The sequence below is a fragment of the Vibrio sp. 1167 genome, from assembly GCF_033340375.1.
Taxonomy (GTDB): Bacteria; Pseudomonadota; Gammaproteobacteria; order Enterobacterales; family Vibrionaceae; genus Vibrio; species Vibrio alginolyticus.
This window is the reverse complement of record NZ_JAWOWK010000010.1, coordinates 67,309-89,500: the sequence shown is the minus strand read 5'-3', so window position 1 is coordinate 89,500 and position 22,192 is coordinate 67,309. Positions and strand designations below refer to the sequence as shown.

Sequence of the window (22,192 nt, the reverse complement as noted above, 5' to 3'; positions counted from 1 at the left end):
TTAACCGTAGTCACTTCATGGGAATCTTGGAATCCGATATTCAGTCGCAGCTGCATCAGCTGAGTTGTCAACTTGACCAACTCAGACTGACTCATCGTGATACTTCACTCAAATTCAAACGTGAACAACAAGTTCTTAAACGCGTTGTGGCATCATTGTCTTCAGCTTGCCAGGGTTCGAATACTCAGGTATCCAACTACCTATTTGAAATCCAACAAGAGCTGCAACATCAAAAAGATATCAGCACTCTTATCCCGCGTTTAGCGGTATTAGAGAGGATGCTCAAACAGCAGTCGAAGACGATGGATAAACAGAACGGTTACCTTGACGAACAAATCAAGCACAGTGGTGAAACACTGCAACGTGTCACGGGCTTACCTGCGCAGTTAAAACGTGAACTACGGAACCTGATGAGTTTCTCTGAAGTTCACGCCAGCAATAAAGCTGATCAAGCCACTAAGCTACTGAGTATTTACGAACGCGCTCTGAAAATCATCACGTCTAATTCACGTCTACATCTTAGTGAATTTGAAAACAATCCCGACAGATCTCAGCTTGAGTGCTTAGCCAGCGACCTCCAACATACTATTACAGAGCTGGATTTCGAGGGAGAATCAGGCGATAGATTGCTGGATATTCGCGCTAAGTTGCTCCTTGGCGTGAGTGCCGAGTCTCTCATTGAGCTTACGCTCTCAACGCTGAAATTGGTTGTCGAAGCAACAAAGTTCGAGCGCGAGGCGTCTAGCCAATTCCTTGATCAGCTGAACACTTCTCTCGCAAGTAACCTAAAAACCGTTCATCAGAACGTCGACCAGCATCATACCTACTTTGAACACCGCCAAGAGCTCAACACAGAAATGAACAGCTTGGTTGAATTAAGCCAAAAGTCACTTAATCAAGCTCAAGATATCGCGGTTGTGAAAAAAGAAATCACGCCTCTTCTCGAAAAAATGGCGTCGCTGACAGAGCGACTGAAAATGACGGAAGAGCGAGAGCAAGCGCTGCAAGAACGGTTAAGTTACAGTAAGAACCAACTCGAAGCGGTATTTGAAACTACGCAAGATTATCGTCGACGCTTAGATGACCAAGCTCAGCGTATGTTGCTCGACCCGCTGACTAAAGTTTATAACCGCACTGCATTTAACGATCGACTAGAGCTAGAGTATCGCCGTTGGATTCGCTCTCAGCAAAACCTTCGTGTTGTGCTGTTTGATGTAGACAATTTCAAAGCGGTGAATGATAGCTATGGTTATACGGCTGGCGATAAAGCGCTGAAGATTATCGCTCGTACTATTAACAAGCGCGTATCAGAAACGGAAACAGTGGCTCGCTTTGGTGGCGAGGAGTTCATTCTACTCGTCCCGGAACAATCTGAAGAATACACACTGGATCTGATTAAGCATATCCAGCGTGATATTAGCCAATTACCCTTTAAGTTCCGTGAGCAAAATATCATGATTACCTTAGCTGCTGTATCGACGTCTTTCAAAGAGTCCGATACGCCAGAGTATGTGCTCGATCGTCTTGGCAAGATGCTTGCGGACGCTAAAAAACGTGGAACAAACCAGCTTAACTGGAGCTAGAATTCGTACAAAAAGCGAGCAAACAAACCAAATTTGGTGCAATCTACACTTTATAACCACCCATTTTCAACGAGTTATCACATTTCTTCCCTTTTAGTCTGCTAAGCTGTAAAAACCCAAGTCACTTCAAGATGATGTATTTATAAAAGGCAAATGTATCATCTTGAGGTTGCTTGGGAGTTGATAACCATAAAACCAAATCGGCCAACTACCTTTCATCAAACCATACGTATAACACCAAAAAGGTAAGTTGGTACTTTCCCTCAAATTAATGCAACACAAGGAGGCGTTATGATTACCCATATAAGCCCCGCTGGTAGCATGGACTTGCTATCTCAACTAGAAGTAGAGCGCTTAAAGAACACAGCCTCGAGTGAACTTTATCAGCTGTACCGTAATTGCACATTAGCGGTGTTGAACTCCGGTAGCCATACCGATAACTCGAAAGAACTGCTCGATAAATACCAATCGTTTGATGTCAACGTCGTGCGTCGTGAGCGTGGTATTAAGCTTGAGCTGACTAATCCGCCAGAGCACGCTTTTGTTGACGGCGAAATAATTAAAGGTATCCAAGAGCATCTGTTCTCCGTATTGCGTGATATCGTTTACGTAAACATGCATTTGGCAGACGCCCAACGGCTCAACCTTACTAACCCAATTCACATTACGAACCTCGTATTCGGCATTCTTCGTAATGCAAGAGCATTAACTCCAGGTATCGCACCGAATCTTGTCGTATGTTGGGGTGGTCACTCTATCAATGGAGTGGAGTATCAGTACACACGTGAAGTGGGTAACGAACTGGGCCTGCGTGAACTTAACATCTGTACAGGTTGCGGCCCTGGCGCAATGGAAGGGCCGATGAAAGGTGCAGCGATTGGGCACGCAAAGCAACGTTATACTCAGCAACGTTATCTTGGTTTAACCGAGCCCTCGATTATTGCGGCCGAGCCACCAAACCCAATAGTAAATGAACTGGTCATCATGCCCGACATCGAAAAGCGCTTGGAAGCTTTCGTCCGTATGGCTCATGGTATCGTTATTTTCCCAGGAGGCCCGGGCACAGCGGAAGAGCTACTGTACATTCTTGGCATCATGATGCACCCGGATAACGCCGATCAACCAATGCCTATCGTATTAACAGGACCAAAAGAGAGTGAAGAGTACTTCCGCTCTATTGATGAGTTCATTCGCGACACACTTGGTGAGGAAGGGCAAAAGCACTACGAGATCATCATTGACGACCCGGCAGAAGTCGCTCGTATTATGAAACGCTCCATGGACTCGGTACGCCTTCACCGAAAAGAGAAAGGCGATGCGTACAGCTTTAACTGGTCATTGAAAATTGAGCCAAACTTCCAACTGCCATTTGAACCTACTCATGAGTCGATGGAACAATTGGATTTAAGCCTAGATCAAGAACCGCAAGTTTTAGCGGCCAACTTGCGTCAAGCCTTCTCTGGCATAGTGGCAGGTAACGTAAAGGCTGAAGGCATTCGAGAAATAGAACGTAGAGGGCCTTTCACCATTCATGGAGACGCAGTCCTCATGAAAAAACTCGATAAGTTGCTAAAAGACTTTGTCGAACAGCACCGAATGAAATTACCTGGCGGTTCAGACTACGAACCGTGTTATCGAATCGCTCACCCGGAAATTGGTGGTCGATAGTCAGGCTAGCATTCGTTACACTAGGGGCATTACGCCCCTTTTTTATTGCTAAGTCATTATGTCTATTCATCTTGTTATCATTGATGCCCTAAACCTGATCCGCCGAGTGCACTCAGCACAACCAGATCCAACCGACATAGCAAGAACCATAACCACAACGCAAAGAACCCTCACTCGCATTCTGTCAGAGGCCAACCCGACACACATCATCGCGGTTTTTGATCACCACGAACAAGACAGAGGTTGGCGTGCTGAAATTCTCCCTGACTATAAGCAAAACCGAAAACCAATGCCTCAGCCACTACTGCAAGGGTTAGATGCGATTCAACAAGCGTGGTGGGAGCAAGGTATTGATTCATTGCTGTCTGAAGGCGATGAAGCAGATGATTTGGTTGCTACACTCGCAACGAAAGTGGCCAGCCATGGTGAAAAAGTCACCATCGTTTCCACAGACAAAGGTTACTGCCAGTTACTTTCCCCTACCCTACAAATCCGTGATTATTTCCAACACCGTTGGTTAGATGAACCATTTATCGAAAAAGAGTTTGGCGTAAAACCAAGTCAACTAGCGGATTACTGGGGATTAACAGGGATAAGCTCTAGCCAGGTTCCGGGCGTACCTGGAATTGGCCCGAAAGCAGCGAAAGAGATTCTCACTCAGTTTGAGAGTATTGAAGCTGCCTACGCTAGTGAAGATCTCGTACCGAAATACCGTAAAAAATTGGATGAGCACATTGAGTCTGCTCGTTTATGTAAACGCGTCGCCGCTTTAAAGTGCGATATAGAACTAGGCTTTAACTTGCAAGATATTCGCTTTTTAGGGCCAAACAAAGCGGAGTAGTGCCCGATGGTAGTTTCACACCATGAAACCCTCAGATATTAAAAAAGCGCCATTTGAAGGCGCTTTTTCTATTCTAATCACTATCCCCAAAAGACTCAGGGAATAAAGTTAGTAAGGTGAAATATTCGACAGACATTGGATATGAATCGTGATCTCTTCACGATCATGATACAAATGTTTAGCTTGTAGCTTGAACTTTACCTTATTATCAATGAGGAACTGCTTCAGATTTTCAAGGTCTTGCAGCACTTCGTCATAACGCCCTTTCATTGGCAGCTTAAGGTTAAAGATAGCCTCTTTTGCCCAACCTTTTAACAGCCACTGTCCCATCAGGTGAGCAACACGAGCTGGCTTTTCCACCATGTCACAAACAATCCATGTTACGTTCTTGCGGTCTGGTTCGAACTTAAAGCCATCCACCATATGGTGTTTGATCTGGCCAGTTTCCATCAAACTATCTGCCATCATGCCGTTATCAACGCAGTGAACGAACATTGAGCGCTTCACTAATTGGTACGTCCAACCGCCTGGACATGCACCTAAATCCACACCCCACATACCTGGTGCTAAACGCTCATCCCACTCTTCACGTGGAATAAAGACATGAAATGCTTCTTCCAGTTTAAGTGTTGAACGACTTGGAGCGTCTGCTGGGAATTTAAGGCGAGGGATACCCATGAAGAACTGTGAGTTGTTGTCAGTGTAAGAGTAACCAACGTAACAGTGGCCAGGCTCAACAAAGCAAATGTGCAGTACTGGTTTTTTCGCGTTATCTTTGTTCAGCATTAAGCCTTTGCCGCGCAACGCTTGACGCATTGGGACGGTAAACTTACGGCAGAATTTCAGTAGCTCTTTCGCTTCATTTGTATCTGGCGTTTCAATTCTCAAATCACCACAACGAGGGAATGCTTCAATGTCTGCTAGTTCATTCAAAATTGGACTAATGCGGTCATCACTTGGCAACGATTGAAACTCAGCTGCTACCGCAAACATTTGTCGAGCAAAAATTAAAGACTTAAAGTCTAAACCTCTCGCAAGTTTGTCGGCATCTCCATCTTGGTAACACTCGAAGACAACATAACCTGAGTTTCTCTTCACACGAGGGAAGCCATACACTTCCAACTGTGTCGCTTTGTCCTGAATTTCACCAGCACACTCTTTCTCAAAGCCAGAACGGCAATAGAGCATTAGTTGTTTCACTTGGAGACCTCTTTGATATTGAACGCAGCAAAAAAGAACAGACACCAACCAATCATGAACAGCAACCCTCCTACAGGAGTAATTGGCCCAAACCACTTAATGCCCGTCAGCGCCAGCGCGTAAAGACTGCCGCTAAAACAAAAGATGCCGATAATAAAGCAAATCGCCGCAATGAAAAAATACTTTTGTGCTTTTTGTCCCAAATTGAGCAGAAGCAGAATGGCACAAAACACAATCGCCAACGTGTGAATAAATTGATACAGAACTCCGGTCTCAAATACACCGAGCAAATAAGGGGCCAGTGTCGCTTTTAGCCCATGAGCAGCAAATGCTCCAAGAGCGACCGAAAGCAGCCCAGACAAACCAGAGAATGAGAGTAACCACTTACTTTTCACTGTACACCTCTTTTATAAACGCCGCTAACTGCTCTATCGCGAGTGCAATGTTACCCACTTCAGTATGACCTGAGATCTTGCGCGGTTTGAAGCTGTGGTCACCATCAGGTAAAAAGCTCACCGTTACTTGTGACGAAAGGACGAAATCATCGAATTCCTCACGCTTACCAAAGGTGTCTCGTTCCCCTTGAAGAATCAGCGTAGGTTTCTCAATGGTTGCTAAGTGCTCGCCTTTGTATTTCTCTGGCTTTCCTGGCGGGTGAAATGGAAACCCTAAACAGGCAATGCCCGCCACCAGCTCATTTTCAGCCAACAAGCTCGACATACGACCGCCCATTGACTTACCACCAATAACCACGGGAGAAAAAGCAAAGTGAGCGATCACTTCGCTGTATGCTTCGAGCAACTTTGGCGCGCGATCGGGCGGACGCTTTTTGCCATCTTCCGAACGTTTCACCATGTAAGGGAAATTAAAACGCACTACACGAATACCTTGCTCCACTAATCCTTTGGCGACCGCTGTCATGAAGTCATGCTCCATCCCCGCACCTGCGCCGTGAGCAAAAATAAACAGCGGTCCGTTTTCAGGCCCCTCAGCTATCCAGTGATTCATCCAATACTTCCTCTTGTTCTTTTCTCGCGGTTGCCAACATCCAGTCTCTAAACGTTGCGATTCGGCCCATATCTGCCTGCTGTTCATGACACACCACATAGAATGCATTCTTGGATATCAACACTTCGTCGAATGGTGCAATGAGTCGTCCGGCTTCCATTTCAGGTTTGGCGAGTACGTTGTTACCGAGCGCGACCCCCTGACCGTGCGCAGCAGCCTGTAGCACCATCGTTGAGTGACTAAAAATAGGACCGTGGTTTACGTTGATGCCTTCAATGTTGTAATGACGAGCAAACTGCTTCCAGTCTTTACGCGAAGTATCGTGTAACAAAGTATGTAATTTGAGGTCACTTAAAGATTCTAATGGTTTGTTACCCAAAAGTAATGAAGGTGAACAAAGTGGGATCAAAAACTCTTGGTACAATTTATCTGCTCGCAAACCTGGCCAGTTCCCACGGCCATAGTAGATCGCCACATCAACATCATCAGTCAGTGAGCCTTCATCCATATCTACGGCTTTAATACGTACATCGATATCGGGCTCTTGAGCATTAAAATCGGCCAAACGAGGTACAAGCCATTGGATAGCAAAACTCGGCGGTAGGCTAATCGTCAATGCCCCTTTTTCGCTACGTTCCAACACCTTATCTGTCGCTTCCGCAATCGAGGTGAAAATATCTTTGATATCGAGAAAGTAACTTTGGCCTTCTTCTGTTAACAACAAAGAACGATTACGTCGACGGAAGAGCTTCAATGATAAGAACTCTTCAAGCGCTTTAATCTGGTGACTGACCGCGGCTTGAGTAACAAATAACTCTTCTGCTGCTCGTGTAAAACTGAGATGACGAGCAGCCGCTTCGAAGACTCGAAGCGAATTTAATGGAGGCAATCTGCGAGACATATGGGACCTCTAATAGGATTAGTTTTTTTAATCTGAAACATTATAAAATGTCCGTTGTCGAACAGCCAGATAAATTCTATATTTCACCCCGCAACACGGGCCTGAACGGCTTGATTTCTTTGGAAATCAATTGGCTTCGTTGTTGCGATGTTGTGTTTGCAAACTCGTATTTCGAGTTAGGTAGATTTCTACCATAATGTTTTGTCCACACTCCCTGTGACAAAACATATACTTCCTGTATTTATTTTTGACCTGTCTGTCAAATTTGTTACACCGCCTAAATTAGGCGGTGTTTTTTTATCTATCAAAAATCTCATCCGCATATCTGGCAGCAATATCACTTTATTACTCTTCTTTCGGATTAATTATCGTTATATCAACACAAAGTGTATGGCTTTGCGATAAGCCTCAACATTATGCTAAGTAATGGTTGTCTGTAACGCGATCAAAAACAAAAAAGGCGCAAATTGATGTCTCAATTTGCGCCTTTTAACGTATTTTAACAGTCAGCTATGGACGGTAAACTTTTACGTTGCTGAAGCCTTGCTCTTGCAAGTAAAGCGCTTGCAGACGGCTCATCACACCGCGGTCACAGTAAAGTAGGTATGTCTTAGACTGGTCTAAGTCACCAAACTGTGTACCCAGCTTGTAGAAAGGGATATGTTTCACATCCACACCTTCGATTTCAAGTGGGTTATCGTCTTCCTCTTCAGGACTACGAATATCTAGCACAACCGCGTGCTCTTCTACCGCTTGAACTTGCTCTACTTCTGGTGCGGCTTGCTCAGACTCTTTTGCGATATCACGAATGTCCATCATGCGAGCTTCTTGAACCACTTGCTCAAGGATACTAAAGTCGAATTTCTCTTCTTCAGCTTCTAGCTTGCCTTTCACCGCTTTCACGGTTGGCTTCTTAGAGATAACACCACAGTATTCTGGCATTGTCTTTGCGAAATCTTCTGTGCCGATTTCACGTGCTAGATTGATGATGTCTTCTTTATCCCAGTTGATAAGCGGACGCAGAATCAGCGTGTCTGTTACGTTATCGATGTGGCGTAGATTGGTTAGCGTTTGGCTCGATACTTGACCTAGCGCTTCACCTGTTACCAATGCTTCGATCTTCATCTTCTGGGCGATCATGCCTGCTGCACGCATAAACATACGCTTCAAGATCACGCCCATTTGGCCGTCATCGACTTTCTCTAGGATTTCCGCAACCACAGGCTCGAAATCAACTGAGATAAAACGTACTTTTGCTGAAGAACCGTATTTGTTCCATAGGTAGTGAGAAACCTGCTTAACGCCGATTTCGTGTGCTGGACCACCTAAGTTAAAGAAGCAGTAATGTACTTTTGAACCACGCTTGATATGAAGATAGCTTGAAACACCAGAATCGAAACCACCCGAGATCAGGCTTAACACGTCTTCTTGCGTACCCAGTGGGAAACCACCTAGGCCTTTATGACGAGACAATACTTGGTTTAGCTTGTCGTTCGAGACTTCTACCTTGATCGTCACGTCTGGGTTTCGTAGCTTAACACTAGCGCTTTCAATCGCTTGATTTAAACCACCGCCTACATAACGCTCTAGTTCAATAGAGGTAAAGTCATGCTTGCCACGACGCTTCGCACGTACAACAAAGGTTTTATTTTCGAGTGCAGCACGGTTGAGTTCTAGCACTTGCTCGAAGATATCGTGCAAGTCTTTAAATTCAGTTTGCTTCACTTCCAGTACGTGGTGAATGCCTGGTGTATGAGTCAAAACCTCAAGAACTTCAGCGTGGAATTCGTTACTCTCAGAGGTCACTTCAATGTGATCACGACGGTTAAATACCGCGACAGACTCCGTGCGGCTCTTAATGATGTTACGAATGTTGCACTCTAAAATCTTTGTGAAGCGCTTACGCACAGATTCACTTTTTACAAAAATTTCTGGATGGGGCTTTACAATAAATTTCATAGTCTAATTCGCAGGTTAGTTTCGCAATCAACAAAGAGTGACACTCAACTTCAATACTTCATACGCAGTAAAACCGCGTTTCAGTCACAAAAAGTAGTCTGAGCTCACTTTTAAGGCGCAAGATTATACACCCAAGCGGATTGGAAAAACAAAAAAAGCGAGCAATCTGCTCGCTTTCTTACCTCTTTACTGACTTAAAACTAAAGCCTAGTTATTGAATTACTGGCACTTCTTCACTGTAGAGAGGCTCGCCTTGCATAATGCTGATTTCAACCCGTCGGTTAAGCGCACGATTTTCATCAGAATCATTCGGTAACAAGGGCTCCGTATCCGCCATACCCCGCACTCTCAAACGTTGATGAGAGAAGCCTCTCACTTTCTCCATCTCTTGCGCGACTGATACTGCACGCTGAGAAGAGAGATCCCAGTTAGAACGATAAAGTTCCGAGTCTAGCGGTCGATTGTCTGTATGGCCAGATACTCGAACAATGCCTGGCACGTCTTTTACTAGCTCTGCAATCTGACGAACTAAAGGACGAAACTTAGGCTGCAAGAAAGCCGAACCTTCTGGGAATGCACCTTTTTCACGCATACGTATAACAATCTGCTGACCGAGATTTTCAACTTCAATGGCGCCTTGTTCAATCTCTCGTTCTAAGGCTTTCTTGATGCTTTCCATCAAGGTTTCCATCTCTTGCGACATCTCTTTAGATTGCTGTTGTTGCATGTCCGCTTCGGCAGACTCATTGTTTTGAGTTGACGTTTCTGCCGATTGCCCACCCGTTAACTTGCCTTCATCACGTTTTGTGCCACCAGCTCGATCAGACTCCCCTTCATGAAATTCGAGCGTCTGCTGAGTGATGTCCATGGTTTGCTGCATGATGACATCAATCGGAGTTGGTTCCGGCCGACCCGGTCGAAACTCTTGGGCAATAATGCTAGTACCTTTGGGAATGTCTTTCACTTCAAGCTGATTTTGCACACCGAAAGCAAATTTCATTGATCCTGCAATTTGTTTGAACTTCAGTACATCCATCTCAGAAAACGAGAGCAGAAGAACAAAGAAACACATCAGTAGCGACATCAAATCTGCGAATGTCCCCATCCATAACGGGAGGCCAGGTGGCGGACAATCGCATTTGTTATCTTCATCATCCATCACGACTCTCCAAGTTACTCGTCAATCTCAAGGGCACGTTTACCTTCATTGAGGTAGTTCTTCAAGTAACTATCGATCACTCGCGGGTTTTGGCCATCTTGAATCGCTAATACGCCATCCATGATCAAACGGCGATTTAGCGTTTCTTGGTCACGACGAAGAGAAAGCTTATCCGCAATAGGGAAAAACACCATATTGGACAGGATCGCGCCATACAATGTGGTCAAGAGTGCAACGGCCATTGCTGGTCCAATCGCTTTTGGATCATCCATGTTTGAAAGCATCGCAACAAGACCAACCAAGGTGCCAATCATTCCCATCGCAGGAGCAACGTCGCCAAAGGCGCGAAATACACCAGTACCTTGCGTATGTCGTTCATCCGTAAGCGCGATGTCTTTTTTGAGTGCCGCTCTCACAACGTCGGCATCATGGCCATCAACCAGTAGATCAATGCCTTTCTGCATGAATGTGTTGTTTATTTCCATCTCTTCAAGAGCAAGAAAACCACCTTTACGCGCCGCATCGGCCATTTCCACAATTTTTGCGATCAGGTCTTCGGGTTCATCCGCTTTAAACATGAAGGCTTTGCCAGCAATCTTTGTCGCACCAAAAAACTGTCCCATTGTGAACTTCATCAACACGACGAATATTGAGCCACCAACGACAATAAGGATCGACGTGACATCGACAAACATGCCGATGCTGCCACCAAGCACCATCGCCATAATGACGAATGCAAAACCACCAATCAAACCTAATAGGGTTGCTAAATCCACAAAGCACTCCTCACGCTATACTCAAATACTGCCATTGGGCGGATTATTACCTGTATCGACAACTCGCGCAGAATTTTTAGAAAAATCTTAGCTAATGGATCACAAATTACACTTAACAACCTCAACCAAAATATGGGGTTTCACCGCTTAGACTCGTTGAACGCTAATTTTGTGACAATTATATAAGGTTAAATTTGACCAAGTTACTAGGCTAAGGTAACTTTCGTGCATCTTACCCGAGGCTTGATTAAGGCAGAAAAAAGATGGCGGTCAAGAAACCAGAAAACATGACCTTTGAAGCAACCATTGAAGAGCTTGATAGCTTGGTTGATCAATTAGAAAATGGCGATCTTGCTCTAGATGATGCCCTGCGTAAGTTTGAACGAGGCATTGCCTTAGCTCGTGCAGGCCAAACTAAATTAAGCGACGCCGAACAGCGCGTGAGCATTCTTCTTAGTGAAGATGATGAAGCACCACTGAGTGACTTCAAACCAGATTCAGAATAACAATCAGTAGTGAGCAATGTGATGCAACAGACATTGACGTCTTTTCAACAAAGAAACAATCAGCAATTGAATTTGTGGCTCGATCAGCTTCCATATCAAGAGCAGCCATTGATTCAAGCAATGAAATACGGCCTTTTGCTAGGTGGGAAACGCGTTCGCCCTTTTCTTGTTTACATCACAGGTCAAATGCTCGGCTGTAAACCTGAAGACTTAGACACCCCCGCCGCTGCTATCGAATGTATACATGCCTACTCACTCATTCATGATGATCTGCCAGCCATGGACGATGATGAACTGCGTCGAGGTCAACCAACTTGTCATATTAAGTTTGATGAAGCAACCGCAATACTGACAGGTGACGCACTACAAACTCTTGCCTTCACTATTATTGCTGATGGTCAATTAAGCCCGGCGGCTGAAGCTCAACGCATCAGCATGATCAAAGCCTTAGCGCATTCCTCTGGTGCCAGCGGCATGTGTGTAGGGCAAGCCTTAGATTTAGGCGCGGAAAATCGCCAAGTTTCTCTTGAAGAAATGGAAGAGATACACCGTAAAAAAACCGGAGCTCTGATTGATTGTGCGGTAAAATTAGGTGCATTAGCTGCTGGTGAGAAAGGTATCGAAGTTCTACCTCATTTGGAGCGCTACTCAAAAGCAATTGGTTTGGCGTTTCAGGTTCAAGACGATATTCTTGATATCATCAGTGACACAGAAACACTGGGTAAGCCTCAAGGTTCCGACCAAGGTCTGAATAAGAGCACTTATCCTTCCCTGCTGGGTTTAGAGGGAGCCATAGAGAAAGCTCACACTCTGTTACAGGAAGCACTTCAAGCATTGGAAGCTATCCCATACAATACTCAGTTACTCGAAGAGTTCGCCCGATATGTCATCGAGCGCAAAAATTAACACTATAAGCGCGCATTTATATGACTCTTGATATTTCAAAGTACCCAACACTGGCGTTAGCAAATACACCGGAAGAATTACGTCTTCTTCCGAAAGAAACATTACCAAATCTGTGTGATGAACTGCGAACGTATCTGCTAAATTCAGTGAGCCAATCTAGCGGACACTTAGCGTCTGGCTTAGGCACCGTAGAGCTAACTGTCGCTCTGCATTATGTTTACAACACCCCTATCGACAAATTGATTTGGGATGTTGGTCATCAGGCTTACCCGCATAAAATCCTCACCGGACGTCGCGATAAAATGCCAACAATTCGCCAAAAGGATGGTCTACACCCTTTCCCCTGGCGTGAAGAAAGTGAATATGACACGTTGTCTGTCGGTCACTCTTCGACATCTATCAGTGCAGGTCTTGGCTTGGCCATCAGCGCACAAAAAGAAGGCAAAGGCCGTAAAATTGTCAGTGTGATTGGCGATGGCGCAATTACAGCAGGCATGGCATTCGAAGCCATGAACCACGCTGGCGACGTTCATCCTGATATGTTGGTGATTTTGAACGACAACGAAATGTCGATTTCAGAAAACGTCGGCGCCCTGAATAACCACCTTGCGAAAGTACTTTCTGGTAGCTTGTACACTTCTATCCGTGAAGGCGGTAAGAAAGTGCTGTCTGGTGTTCCACCTATTAAAGAGTTGGTTCGCCGTACGGAAGAGCACCTAAAAGGCATGGTGGTGCCTGGTACTCTGTTCGAAGAGTTCGGCTTTAATTACATTGGCCCGGTTGATGGGCACGACGTCAATGAACTCGTCAAAACGCTGAAAAATATGCGTGAGCTCAAAGGTCCTCAATTCCTACACATCATGACCAAGAAAGGCAAAGGTTATGAGCCTGCCGAGAAAGATCCTATCGGCTACCATGCAGTGCCGAAGTTCGCACCGGCAAACAATAGCTTACCGAAGAGCAGTGGTGGTAAGCCAACTTACTCAAAGATCTTCGGTGACTTTTTATGTGACATGGCGGCCCAAGATCCTAAGCTAATGGCAATTACGCCAGCGATGCGCGAAGGCTCGGGTATGGTGCGTTTCTCAAAAGAGTACCCAGACCAATACTTTGATGTGGCGATTGCTGAGCAGCACGCGGTGACACTGGCAACAGGCATGGCAATTGCGGGCGATCATCCAATCGTTGCTATCTATTCGACTTTCTTGCAACGTGGTTATGACCAATTGATCCACGACATCGCGATCATGGACTTACCAGTGATGTTTGCGATCGACCGCGCAGGTCTCGTTGGCGCAGATGGTCAAACTCACCAAGGTGCGTTCGATTTGAGCTTTATGCGCTGTATTCCGAACATGGTGATCATGGCGCCAAGCGACGAAAACGAGTGCCGACAAATGCTTTACACTGGCCATAAGCATTCTGGCCCGAGTGCGGTTCGATACCCTCGTGGTAGCGGCATGGGCGTAGAAATCGAAACTGAGTTTACGGCGTTAGAAATCGGTAAAGGGCGCATGGTTCGCCAAGGTGAAAAAGTTGCTATTCTGAACTTTGGTACTTTCTTGGGTAACGCGCTAGAAGCGGCAGAATACCTTAACGCCACTGTTGCTGATATGCGCTTTGTGAAGCCGCTCGATGAGGCATTGATTCGTCAATTAGCCGCAGATCATGACGTGCTCGTGACGTTAGAAGAAAATGTTATCGCGGGTGGTGCTGGTGCTGGTGTCGTTGAGTTCATGATGAAAGATAAAATCATTAAACCTGTGTTGAACCTAGGTTTACCCGATGAGTTTATTCATCAGGGAACACAAGATGAACTGCATGAAGAGCTTGGTCTCGATGCAAAAGGAATTGAAAAATCCATCTTGGATTATTTAGCAAAATAGAATGTAAAAAGGGATGCTCATAGCATCCCTTTTTTACGGTCAACGTTTAATTCATCCAGCCCGCATATTTTGCGACTAGAAACAAGGCAACACCAGCCATAATTCCCGCCACGATATCATCAACCATAATACCCAGCCCACCGTGAACTCGCTTATCTAGCCACCCAATTGGCCAAGGTTTTACCATATCGAAAAAACGAAATAAGATGAAGCCAGTAATCAACCACTTCCATTCAGTGAGTGGAATATTCAGTGCAGGTACAATGCTCATCGTAATCCAAAAGCCTGCAAACTCATCCCATACGATTGAACCATGATCATGAACTTTCATGTCTGCAGAGGTCACTTGGCATATTTGAATGCCGATCACACACGAAATCAGAACAACAATGACATACGCCGTAAATGGTAATTGTGCCAACAACAAAAAGAAAGGCACGGCCGCCAGTGTGCCCATTGTTCCAGGGATAAACGGGGATAATCCACTGCCAAAACCCGTCGCCAATAGATGCCACGGGTTCTTTAATGAAATCAGAGAAAGAGGGTTGGTCATATCCTTAAACCTATACTGCTAGTTTGGTTTCAATCGTCATGCCTGCGAGTTACTCAATAGTAACAGGCTCTTGGCTAGAGCTTAGCTCAGATCATTTAAAGTGGTCGAAGCCACTTAAGTCCCAATCAAGTGGTTGATTGTTATCATGCAGCTCGAAGGTTCCATTTGGTCGGATTTGACCAATACATGTGACCTTACAGCCAGTATGAGATAAAGCGCTTTGTAACGAGCCTCGATTTTGCTCCGGCACGGTAAAACACAACTCGTATTCTTCGCCACTTGCTAAAGCATACTGCTGCGCGCTGATCTTATCATCTAAAAACTGAACTAATTCTGAAGAGATCGGTAGCTGAGAGACATCAATACTCACCCCAACCTGAGATCGCTGTAAAATGTGCTTAATATCAGAGATTAAACCATCTGAAATATCTATCGCCGACGAGGCTAAGCCAACAAGAGCTTGTCCAGCAAGCACACGCGGAGAACTAAGGTAGTGAGCTCGCTCTAGTGCTTCCGCGCCGGCTCTGCTGCGCAGAGAGTCATCTAGAATCACATCCAAGCCAGCTTTTGCATCGCCAAGGTTTCCCGTTACGTATACCCAATCCCCAGGCTTTGCGCCGGACCGCGTGAGCGCTTTGTCTTCAGGTACAAAACCTTGCACCGTAAGTGTCAGACACAATGGCCCTTTGGTGGTATCACCGCCTATTAACTGAATACCATAGTAATCAGCCAGTTCGAAAAATGCATCACAGAAAGGTGCAAGCCATTCTTCATCTGGCTCGGGCATCGTTAATGCAAAGCTCACCCATGCAGGCGTTGCTCCCATCGCTGCCAAATCACTGATGTTAGAAGCCAATGCTTTGTGTGCGACCCATGCTGGGTTCGCGTCGGCTAAGAAATGCGTTCCAGCTACCAATGTATCCGTGCTAATCGCAATCTGAACATTAGCTGGCGCTTTGACCAAAGCGCAATCATCACCAGCGGCTAGATGGACATCTTTACGTTGGCTCTGACGACCGACGAAGTACTTGTCTATCAGATTAAATTCACCAGACATAATTCACTTACTTTTTGATGTAAAAGCTTTTGATACAAAAAAGGTCAGCATGTGCTGACCTTTTCATTGAAGAAATCGTTATTTCTTACGAATGTGAGGTGCTGCTTTATCAAGTACACCATTCACAAACTTGTGGCTATCTTCTGCTGCGAAAACTTTTGCAAGTTCAATCGCTTCATTGATAACAACTTTGTAAGGAACATCTTCGCGACGAGTCATCTCGTACATAGCAAGGCGAAGAAGAGCAAGTTCCATCATATCTAAATCCTGCATAGGACGAGAGATGTATGGACGAATTTTGCTATCTAGCTCAGCGTGGCTAAGTACAACACCGCTTAATAGTTCACGGAAGTAAGCTACGTCTGTCTCTGGAGCAGCAAGCGCTGGCTCAGATGCATGAAGTTCTTCTTCATCGTATTTGTCGCCAGACAAAAACTGTTCTTCAATCTTGGCAACATTCTCTTTAGTAATTTGCCATGAGTAGATCGCCTGTAGAGCGAATTGACGTGCGTTACGACGTGCGGCTGGTTTCACACTGGCCCCCATTAGGAATCAATTTCAGATAGTACATTAATCATTTCAAGTGCGCTTAGTGCAGCCTCTGCACCTTTATTACCAGCCTTGGTTCCTGCGCGTTCAATCGCTTGATCGATCGTATCAACAGTCAAAACACCAAATGCTACTGGAATGCTGAATTCCATAGACACTTGTGCTAGACCTTTGTTCATTTCACTACAAACATAGTCAAAGTGAGGCGTTCCACCGCGAATAACAGACCCTAGAGAAACAATAGCGTCGAATTTGCCAGTTTTAGCAACACGCTGAGCTACTAGAGGTAGTTCTACGGCACCTGGACAACGCACAACCGTGATGTTGTCTTCGCTTACTTGTCCGTGACGCTTTAGTGTATCGATCGCACCAGAAAGTAGGCTTTCGTTAATAAAACTGTTGAAACGAGAAATAACGATAGCAATTTTTGCATTTGGCGCTGGGAAGCCACCCTCGATCACTTTCATAAGCTTTCCTTTAACTCTATTTATAAGTGAAATATGTTCATCAAGTGAGAATCGCCGGATTCTAGCACAAATTTGTGAGCAATATCTAATGGAAATTGGAGGCAAATCACCGGTTCCTAGCCATTGACGAGTTAAGCACGTCAAAGACTAGGAACTTATTGTTCGGTTGTTACTCGCAGACGTACTCAACAACGTTCAGACCAAAACCACCTAACGCGTGGTACTTTTTGTTGGTCGATGACAGAAGACGCATATCATGTACACCGAGATCCGCAAGAATCTGTGAACCAACGCCAACACGGCGAGACGTGCCTTGTTTTTTAGCAAGCGTTGGGGCTTCACCTTTGTCTTGCGCTTCGAACATCTTCACGCGATGAATAAGTAGATCGGTCGATTCTTCATGGCCAAGAACAACCAGCACACCGCCTTCTTCACCAATGCGTGTCATTGCCTTATCTAGTGTCCAGCTGCGCTCTGCATTACGATCGCTACGTAGTAAGTCGGTAAAAACGTCTTGAAGATGAACGCGAACCAGTGGCACTTTTTCTTTCAAATCGCCCTTGCACATTGCGTAGTGCACTTGGTTATCAATGGTGTCTTTGTACGTGACTAACGTGAACTCGCCAAACTCTGTCGGTAACTTACACTCTGCCACACGTTCAATCGTTGTCTCAGTGTTATTGCGGTACTCAATTAGGTCGGCAATAGTGCCCAATTTAATACCGTGCTTCTCTGCAAAGATCTCTAGATCTGGGCGACGGGCCATCGTGCCGTCGTCATTTAAGATCTCAACAATCACCGATGCTGGCTCTAAACCAGCAAGACGAGCCAAATCACAGCCAGCTTCAGTGTGACCTGCACGAGTCAGTACACCGCCGTCTTGAGCTGCGAGAGGGAAGATGTGACCAGGCTGCACCAAATCCGCAGCTTTAGCGTTTGGCGCGACTGCTGCTTGAACGGTACGTGCGCGATCTGCGGCTGAAATACCCGTCGTTACCCCTTCTGCTGCCTCAATCGAAACAGTAAAGTTGGTGGTGTATTGCGCATTATTGTCTTGCACCATTGGTGGCAGACCTAGACTTTCGCAACGATCTTTGGTCATGGTTAAACAAATCAGGCCACGGCCATAGGTTGCCATAAAGTTGATGGCTTCCGGCGTAATATGCTCGGCAGCCATGATCAAGTCACCTTCATTCTCGCGGTCTTCATCATCCATTAGGATGACCATTTTGCCTGCGCGAATATCATCAATAATTTCTTGTGGCGTACTGATTGGCATAGTCTGTTATCCCGTTATTCTAAATTTGTTATTGCGACAGCAATGAAAAATTACGTTGCAGTGAATGCTAGTTAGGTCAATAGTTTGAGCTTTGCATTAAGCAAGTCAATGAATCTCGCGGTGTTCTGTGAGTCTGCTCTTTATCGCATGCCTCACGCAGCCACTCCCAAGACTTATGCAAAACCGTTTTGCTGTAAAAAGTCCATCGTGATACGAGACTCGGCCTTATCTTCTTGTTGTCCTTGCAGTAAACGCTCCATATAACGCGCAAGTACATCAACTTCCAAGTTGACTTTGCGCCCCACTTGAAACTGGTCAATCGTAGTTTCTTCACTCGTATGAGGAACGATCGTCAGCTTAAAAGCATTTTTACGTAAGTCGTTGACGGTTAGGCTAATACCATCAACAGTAATCGAGCCTTTCTCTGCAACGTACTTGCTAATTTCCGCAGGCATTGCAACCCAAAACTCTATCGCACGGCCAACTGAATTGCGTTCGACAATTTCACCAACCCCATCGACATGGCCAGAAACGATATGTCCACCCAATCGCGTTGTTGGCAACATGGCTTTTTCTAGATTCACCTTATCGCCTACTTGGTATTCAGCAAACCCCGTTTTCTTCAAGGTTTCTAATGACAGATCAGCACTGTAATAGTGGCTTCCGAAGTCAACTACCGTTAAGCAAACACCATTGGTCGCAATGCTATCGCCTAACTTAACGTCTGACATATCAAGCGTACCCGTTTCAACCGTGACGGTGATGTCTTCGCCCTTCGGCGTAATCGCAGCTAACTTGCCAACTGCTTCTACTATTCCTGTAAACATACTATTTCTTATCTAATTTCATTACGTTTTATGGTGGCGGTGATGCGAATGTCTACCCCAACCATACGAACGTCTGTAATGTTTAAATCTATGACGTCAGCCATAGCGCTTAACCCTAAAGCACCGATAAGCCCCCGACCATCGCTGCCCATGAGTTTTGGCGCAAGGTAAACAATGAGCTCATCTACAAGATTAGCCTTTATCATCGCACTCGCTAGCGTAGCTCCAGCTTCAACCCATAAGTGATTGATGTGGTGCTCATCCGAGATACGTTTTAATGTCGTTGATAAGTCAATTTGGTCAGCGCTGTCCAATAGAGGGATACAGTCTCCATCAGAGCGAATAATAACTCGCTCTCCATCGGTGTGGAACAGCTTGAGCGCACCCGTTAAATGGTTCTGACGGTCTAAGATTACACGTACTGGTTGACGAAGTTCTTCTCGTAAATACTGCGCTTGAACACTGGTAGGTAAGTCATCCCAACGCACATTGAGTGACGCATTATCATCAATCACCGTTTTGCTGGTAGAGAGAATACCACCACTCATCGCTCGATAACGCTGCACATCTTGGCGGGCCGCAGGGGAGGTGATCCATTGGCTCTGACCATTATTGAGTGCGCTTTGCCCATCCAAACTGGCTGCCATTTTTAATTGAACAAACGGCATGCCTGTGCGCATGTACTTTATAAAACCAGGGTTAAGGGCAAGGGCATCTTGCTCTAACAAGCCGATTTGTACTTCAATTCCGGCATCACGTAACATCTGGATGCCGCGACCTGCAACTTTCGGGTTTGGGTCTACCATGGCGCAAACCACACGTGCCACTTTGGCTTTAATCAGCCCTTCGGCACATGGCGGTGTACGGCCGTAATGAGAGCAAGGTTCTAGCGTCACATAAGCGGTTGCACCAACTGCTTTTTCACCCGCCATGCGCATCGCGTGCACTTCGGCATGCGGCTCACCAGCACGATGGTGATAGCCTTCACCGACAATTTCTTCATCACGAACGATGACACACCCTACATTTGGATTAGGGGCGGTGGTATAAATGCCACGTTTCGCTAACTTAATAGCTCGTGACATCATGGCGAAATCTAAATCAGAAAACGCTCTTTCAGGAGAGTGTTGAGTCATGAGCTACTCAGTCTTCTAGGCGGGCAATCTCTTCGCCAAACTCGCGAATATCTTCAAAGCTGCGGTAAACGGAAGCGAAACGAATGTAAGCCACCTTATCGAGCTCTTTGAGCTGGTCCATGACTAAATTACCAATCATTTCACTCGGAACCTCTCGCTCACCCGTCGCACGCAGTTGTGATTTGATCATACTGATCGCTAACTCTATAGAATCGGCACTCACTGGGCGTTTCTCTAAAGCGCGTTGAATACCGCCAACCATTTTATCTTCATCAAATGGTTCACGGTTGCCATTCGATTTGATCACTTTAGGCATCACTAACTCTGCGCTTTCAAACGTAGTGAAACGCTCGCTACACGCCAAGCACTGACGGCGACGTCGAACTTGATGGCCATCAGCCACTAAGCGGGAATCAATAACTTTGGTATCGTTCTCGGAACAAAAAGGACAATGCATATCACCTCCATATCTATACCAAAATAACCTCATGAGCAATCACGGATAACCACGCGTTCATGGTTATACGGACTCTATTAAAGCTATTTGGGTATAACGCTTTCAAACCGAAATAAAAGCTCATGTAGTGTAGCGGAATTGGTATGTTAGACAAAACAAAAAGGGGCGCAAAGGCCCCTTTTTCACTCAAGATCTCGTCGAATGTGTTAACTGCGTGCTAAGTAGTTCGCTTTACCAACCCACTTGTAGCTAGTTAGCTCTTCTAAGCCCATCGGACCGCGTGCATGTAGCTTTTGTGTAGATACTGCGACTTCTGCGCCAAGGCCAAATTGCGCACCGTCTGTAAAGCGCGTTGAAGCATTCACATAAACCGCCGCCGAACCGACAGAATTGATGAACAGTTCTGAGTTTTCCAAACTATTGGTCATGATCGCATCTGAGTGGCTCGCGTTATGGACACGCATATGATCAATGGCATCTTTCACATCAGACACAACTTTTACACCAAGAGTGTAGCTCAACCATTCCGTATCAAAGTCACCTTCAACAGCATCGCGAATTTGTGTTGCTTGAGCCATCAGTGCTTTTGCCTTAGGCTCTGTCACGAAGGTCACTTTATCGTTCATGCGCTCTACGATCATTGGTAGGAGTTGCGCTGCAATTTTTTCATGCACGAGCAGCGTATCTAATGAGTTACACGCAGATGGACGTTGAACTTTAGAGTTCTCAACCACATTCAGGGATTTCTCTAGATCAGCGGATTCGTCGACAAAGATATGGCTGATACCAAAGCCACCAATAATCACCGGAATCGTGCTGTTTTCTTTACACATTTTGTGTAGGCCAGCACCACCGCGTGGAATGATCATGTCGACGTAATCGTCCAACTTAAGCAATTGAGAAACAAGCTCACGATCTGGTTTTTCAATGTACTGCACAGAAGCGGCAGGAAGGTTCGCCTTTGCGAGCGCAGACTGAATAACCTTCACTAATTCCATATTCGAGAAAAAGGTCTCTTTGCCACCACGTAAAATGCTTGCGTTGCCGGTTTTCAAGCACAACGCTGCGATATCAATGGTTACGTTTGGACGCGCTTCATAAATTACGCCCACGACACCAAGCGGCACGCGACGACGAGACAGTGACATCCCATTTTCCAGTACCTTACTGTCTATTTCGCTGCCTACAGGATCGTTCAGGCTAATGACGTTGCGAACATCATTCGCAATTGCAGTCAATCGTTCTTCGTTAAGCAAAAGGCGATCGAGCAGCGCATCGGTTAAACCCGCTTCACGGCCAAGTTCGATGTCTTTAGCGTTTGCCGCCAAAATAGCAGCAGAGTTTGCTTCTAGCTCATCAGCAATGATGGCTAATGCTTGGTTTTTTTGCGCAGTTGACGCTGTCGCTAATTCGAAAGCTGCATCTTTAGCAGCTTTACCCATATTCGTTAAATCCACTTTGCTTCCCTCTAATT

22 protein-coding genes are annotated in these 22,192 nt (G+C 45.6%); 6 read left to right on the top strand and 16 right to left on the bottom strand.

Going from position 1 to position 22,192, the window contains the following annotated elements; translation table 11 throughout:
* Positions 1-17 precede the first annotated feature (17 nt).
* From R7Z78_RS18925 to xni, 3 genes are all read left to right on the top strand, one after another.
* Positions 18-1,583, top strand: a complete 1,566-nt coding sequence (locus R7Z78_RS18925) for a sensor domain-containing diguanylate cyclase (protein WP_005381978.1) — start codon at positions 18-20, stop codon at positions 1,581-1,583.
* Positions 1,584-1,874: 291 nt separating this feature from the next.
* Positions 1,875-3,251, top strand: a complete 1,377-nt coding sequence (ppnN, locus tag R7Z78_RS18920; protein ID WP_005383611.1) for a nucleotide 5'-monophosphate nucleosidase PpnN — start codon at positions 1,875-1,877, stop codon at positions 3,249-3,251.
* A gap of 58 nt (positions 3,252-3,309) precedes the next feature.
* Positions 3,310-4,092 (top strand): flap endonuclease Xni, encoded by a 783-nt coding sequence (gene xni, locus R7Z78_RS18915; protein WP_047010150.1) that lies wholly within the window; start codon positions 3,310-3,312, stop codon positions 4,090-4,092.
* 108 nt (positions 4,093-4,200) lie between these two features.
* Here the strand turns inward: xni and rlmM are convergent, their stop codons facing one another.
* The 7 genes from rlmM to pomA all read right to left on the bottom strand — a co-directional run bounded on the left by rlmM (position 4,201) and on the right by pomA (position 11,095).
* Entirely contained in the window at positions 4,201-5,292 is a 1,092-nt protein-coding gene (rlmM, locus tag R7Z78_RS18910) for a 23S rRNA (cytidine(2498)-2'-O)-methyltransferase RlmM (protein WP_017820611.1), read from the bottom strand.
* On the bottom strand, positions 5,289-5,687 hold the full coding sequence (locus R7Z78_RS18905) for a DUF423 domain-containing protein (protein ID WP_047010151.1): 399 nt from the start codon (positions 5,685-5,687) through the stop codon (positions 5,289-5,291). The genes rlmM and R7Z78_RS18905 overlap by 4 nt, the downstream gene beginning before the upstream one ends.
* Positions 5,677-6,300 (bottom strand): alpha/beta fold hydrolase, encoded by a 624-nt coding sequence (locus tag R7Z78_RS18900; RefSeq protein ID WP_104975929.1) that lies wholly within the window; start codon positions 6,298-6,300, stop codon positions 5,677-5,679. Before R7Z78_RS18900 ends, R7Z78_RS18905 begins: the two co-directional genes overlap by 11 nt.
* Positions 6,281-7,201 (bottom strand): transcriptional regulator GcvA, encoded by a 921-nt coding sequence (locus R7Z78_RS18895; RefSeq protein ID WP_005383616.1) that lies wholly within the window; start codon positions 7,199-7,201, stop codon positions 6,281-6,283. The genes R7Z78_RS18900 and R7Z78_RS18895 overlap by 20 nt, the downstream gene beginning before the upstream one ends.
* 510 nt (positions 7,202-7,711) lie before the next feature.
* The gene (gene thiI, locus R7Z78_RS18890; protein WP_005383617.1) at positions 7,712-9,160 is read right to left on the bottom strand and encodes a tRNA uracil 4-sulfurtransferase ThiI; all 1,449 of its coding nucleotides are present in this window, start codon (positions 9,158-9,160) and stop codon (positions 7,712-7,714) included.
* 211 nt (positions 9,161-9,371) lie between these two features.
* The gene (locus R7Z78_RS18885; protein ID WP_033905844.1) at positions 9,372-10,319 is read right to left on the bottom strand and encodes a flagellar motor protein MotB; all 948 of its coding nucleotides are present in this window, start codon (positions 10,317-10,319) and stop codon (positions 9,372-9,374) included.
* A gap of 14 nt (positions 10,320-10,333) precedes the next feature.
* A complete protein-coding gene (gene pomA, locus R7Z78_RS18880; protein ID WP_005381564.1) occupies positions 10,334-11,095 on the bottom strand; it encodes a flagellar motor protein PomA in 762 nt (253 codons plus the stop codon).
* 263 nt (positions 11,096-11,358) lie between these two features.
* On the opposite strand from pomA, the gene xseB reads away from it, so the two are divergent.
* From xseB to dxs, 3 genes are read left to right on the top strand one after another with little or no spacing between them, the layout of a single operon-like run.
* Positions 11,359-11,601, top strand: a complete 243-nt coding sequence (gene xseB, locus R7Z78_RS18875; protein WP_005381566.1) for an exodeoxyribonuclease VII small subunit — start codon at positions 11,359-11,361, stop codon at positions 11,599-11,601.
* Between the two features lie 21 nt (positions 11,602-11,622).
* Complete coding sequence (gene ispA / locus R7Z78_RS18870) at positions 11,623-12,507, top strand: (2E,6E)-farnesyl diphosphate synthase (protein ID WP_033905843.1); 885 nt, start codon at positions 11,623-11,625, stop codon at positions 12,505-12,507.
* Between the two features lie 20 nt (positions 12,508-12,527).
* On the top strand, positions 12,528-14,393 hold the full coding sequence (gene dxs, locus R7Z78_RS18865; protein ID WP_104975928.1) for a 1-deoxy-D-xylulose-5-phosphate synthase: 1,866 nt from the start codon (positions 12,528-12,530) through the stop codon (positions 14,391-14,393).
* Between the two features lie 46 nt (positions 14,394-14,439).
* Here dxs and pgpA read toward each other — a convergent pair whose 3' ends face one another.
* The 9 genes from pgpA to R7Z78_RS18820 all read right to left on the bottom strand — a co-directional run bounded on the left by pgpA (position 14,440) and on the right by R7Z78_RS18820 (position 22,175).
* The gene (gene pgpA / locus R7Z78_RS18860) at positions 14,440-14,946 is read right to left on the bottom strand and encodes a phosphatidylglycerophosphatase A (RefSeq protein ID WP_005381569.1); all 507 of its coding nucleotides are present in this window, start codon (positions 14,944-14,946) and stop codon (positions 14,440-14,442) included.
* A 91-nt stretch (positions 14,947-15,037) separates the two neighbouring features.
* Positions 15,038-16,003, bottom strand: a complete 966-nt coding sequence (gene thiL / locus R7Z78_RS18855) for a thiamine-phosphate kinase (RefSeq protein ID WP_005381570.1) — start codon at positions 16,001-16,003, stop codon at positions 15,038-15,040.
* 78 nt (positions 16,004-16,081) lie between these two features.
* The gene (nusB, locus tag R7Z78_RS18850) at positions 16,082-16,549 is read right to left on the bottom strand and encodes a transcription antitermination factor NusB (protein WP_005381571.1); all 468 of its coding nucleotides are present in this window, start codon (positions 16,547-16,549) and stop codon (positions 16,082-16,084) included.
* Positions 16,549-17,019, bottom strand: a complete 471-nt coding sequence (gene ribE / locus R7Z78_RS18845) for a 6,7-dimethyl-8-ribityllumazine synthase (RefSeq protein WP_005381572.1) — start codon at positions 17,017-17,019, stop codon at positions 16,549-16,551. The genes nusB and ribE overlap by 1 nt, the downstream gene beginning before the upstream one ends.
* 169 nt (positions 17,020-17,188) lie before the next feature.
* Positions 17,189-18,298 (bottom strand): bifunctional 3,4-dihydroxy-2-butanone-4-phosphate synthase/GTP cyclohydrolase II, encoded by a 1,110-nt coding sequence (gene ribBA, locus R7Z78_RS18840; RefSeq protein WP_104975927.1) that lies wholly within the window; start codon positions 18,296-18,298, stop codon positions 17,189-17,191.
* A gap of 173 nt (positions 18,299-18,471) precedes the next feature.
* Positions 18,472-19,125, bottom strand: coding sequence for a riboflavin synthase (locus tag R7Z78_RS18835; RefSeq protein WP_005381574.1), 654 nt, complete (start codon positions 19,123-19,125; stop codon positions 18,472-18,474).
* A gap of 8 nt (positions 19,126-19,133) precedes the next feature.
* On the bottom strand, positions 19,134-20,261 hold the full coding sequence (gene ribD, locus R7Z78_RS18830; protein ID WP_005383627.1) for a bifunctional diaminohydroxyphosphoribosylaminopyrimidine deaminase/5-amino-6-(5-phosphoribosylamino)uracil reductase RibD: 1,128 nt from the start codon (positions 20,259-20,261) through the stop codon (positions 19,134-19,136).
* 7 nt (positions 20,262-20,268) lie between these two features.
* Complete coding sequence (gene nrdR / locus R7Z78_RS18825) at positions 20,269-20,718, bottom strand: transcriptional regulator NrdR (protein WP_005381578.1); 450 nt, start codon at positions 20,716-20,718, stop codon at positions 20,269-20,271.
* 206 nt (positions 20,719-20,924) lie between these two features.
* Entirely contained in the window at positions 20,925-22,175 is a 1,251-nt protein-coding gene (locus tag R7Z78_RS18820) for a glutamate-5-semialdehyde dehydrogenase (RefSeq protein ID WP_031780851.1), read from the bottom strand.
* Between the last annotated feature and the right edge of the window lie 17 nt (positions 22,176-22,192).

Excerpts from the sequence above, each read along its gene's own strand:
- R7Z78_RS18925 (WP_005381978.1), top strand. The coding sequence starts at position 18 with ATGGGAATCTTGGAATCCGATATTCAGTCGCAGCTGCATCAGCTGAGT.
- ppnN (WP_005383611.1), top strand. The coding sequence starts at position 1,875 with ATGATTACCCATATAAGCCCCGCTGGTAGCATGGACTTGCTATCTCAA.
- xni (WP_047010150.1), top strand. The coding sequence starts at position 3,310 with ATGTCTATTCATCTTGTTATCATTGATGCCCTAAACCTGATCCGCCGA.
- R7Z78_RS18900 (WP_104975929.1), bottom strand. The coding sequence starts at position 6,300 with ATGAATCACTGGATAGCTGAGGGGCCTGAAAACGGACCGCTGTTTATT.
- R7Z78_RS18895 (WP_005383616.1), bottom strand. The coding sequence starts at position 7,201 with ATGTCTCGCAGATTGCCTCCATTAAATTCGCTTCGAGTCTTCGAAGCG.
- thiI (WP_005383617.1), bottom strand. The coding sequence starts at position 9,160 with ATGAAATTTATTGTAAAGCCCCATCCAGAAATTTTTGTAAAAAGTGAA.
- R7Z78_RS18885 (WP_033905844.1), bottom strand. The coding sequence starts at position 10,319 with ATGGATGATGAAGATAACAAATGCGATTGTCCGCCACCTGGCCTCCCG.
- xseB (WP_005381566.1), top strand. The coding sequence starts at position 11,359 with ATGGCGGTCAAGAAACCAGAAAACATGACCTTTGAAGCAACCATTGAA.
- ispA (WP_033905843.1), top strand. The coding sequence starts at position 11,623 with ATGCAACAGACATTGACGTCTTTTCAACAAAGAAACAATCAGCAATTG.
- dxs (WP_104975928.1), top strand. The coding sequence starts at position 12,528 with ATGACTCTTGATATTTCAAAGTACCCAACACTGGCGTTAGCAAATACA.
- pgpA (WP_005381569.1), bottom strand. The coding sequence starts at position 14,946 with ATGACCAACCCTCTTTCTCTGATTTCATTAAAGAACCCGTGGCATCTA.
- thiL (WP_005381570.1), bottom strand. The coding sequence starts at position 16,003 with ATGTCTGGTGAATTTAATCTGATAGACAAGTACTTCGTCGGTCGTCAG.
- nusB (WP_005381571.1), bottom strand. The coding sequence starts at position 16,549 with ATGGGGGCCAGTGTGAAACCAGCCGCACGTCGTAACGCACGTCAATTC.
- ribE (WP_005381572.1), bottom strand. The coding sequence starts at position 17,019 with ATGAAAGTGATCGAGGGTGGCTTCCCAGCGCCAAATGCAAAAATTGCT.
- ribBA (WP_104975927.1), bottom strand. The coding sequence starts at position 18,298 with ATGCCAATCAGTACGCCACAAGAAATTATTGATGATATTCGCGCAGGC.
- R7Z78_RS18835 (WP_005381574.1), bottom strand. The coding sequence starts at position 19,125 with ATGTTTACAGGAATAGTAGAAGCAGTTGGCAAGTTAGCTGCGATTACG.
- ribD (WP_005383627.1), bottom strand. The coding sequence starts at position 20,261 with ATGACTCAACACTCTCCTGAAAGAGCGTTTTCTGATTTAGATTTCGCC.
- nrdR (WP_005381578.1), bottom strand. The coding sequence starts at position 20,718 with ATGCATTGTCCTTTTTGTTCCGAGAACGATACCAAAGTTATTGATTCC.